An 852-nucleotide genomic window follows, 5' to 3' on the forward strand; every position below is an offset into this window, starting at 1 on the left:
GTGACTACAAATGTTATCGAGGCTATTGGAAAGTATATTTCAGAGATCGACAAGGAGAATGAAAATGGAACAGAAGATAAAAATATTTGAGAATGAAGAGTTCGGCTCGGTGAGAACTATCGAGGAAAACGGAAGGGTGATGTTTTGCGGAAAAGACGTGGCTCTCGCATTGGGGTATAGCGATACGAACAATGCGATAAAAACTCATTGCAAAAAAGATGGGGTGGTGATTCACCACCTCATAGATTCAATGGGCAGAAAGCAAGGTGCTAAGTTTATTTCTGAAGGTAATCTTTACAGACTTATATCCCACTCCAGACTTCCCTCTGCTGAGAAATTTGAAAGCTGGATATTTGACGATGTCCTCCCAACTATACGCAGAACAGGCGGTTATGTTTCGAACGAAGAAATGTTTATTGAAAACTACCTGCCCTTCCTCGACGAACCGTACAAAAATCTTTTCCGTCTGCAAATGACGTTTATCAGCAAATTGAATGAACGGATCAGAAATGATAAGCCACTCGTGGATTTCGCTCTGCACGTTGCCGACAGCGAGGATCTAATAGATATGAACGCTATGGCAAAGCTGACGGCTGATAAAAATTTCAATATTGGCAGAACAAGACTGTTTCGCTGGCTGAAAGAAATGGGAGTTCTTATGTCAAACAATCTGCCGTATCAGAGATATATTGACCGCAGATATTTTGTTGTAAAAGAGTCTGTGTTCGAAGTCGAGGGTATGAAAAAGACTTATCGGCAGACGTTTGTGACGGGAAAGGGTCAGCTTTTTATCATAGGTCTGCTGAGAAAATATTACGGAAAGGAGATGTCGTGATGTCCAAAAAGCCAAAA

General features: G+C 41.3%; 1 protein-coding gene. It reads left to right on the forward strand.

Features of this window, described 5'->3' with window-relative positions:
- The first annotated feature begins 64 nt into the window (after nt 1–64).
- Entirely contained in the window at nt 65–835 is a 771-nt protein-coding gene (locus tag DWW81_RS13045) for a phage antirepressor KilAC domain-containing protein (RefSeq protein WP_181982761.1), read from the forward strand.
- Nucleotides 836–852 lie beyond the last annotated feature (17 nt).

Source organism: Ruminococcus sp. AF17-1AC (genome assembly GCF_003461385.1).
GTDB lineage: Bacteria > Bacillota > Clostridia > Oscillospirales > Ruminococcaceae > Hominimerdicola > Hominimerdicola aceti.

Coding starts and splice junctions, on each gene's coding strand:
- DWW81_RS13045 (WP_181982761.1), top strand. CDS start 65: ATGGAACAGAAGATAAAAATATTTGAGAATGAAGAGTTCGGCTCGGTG.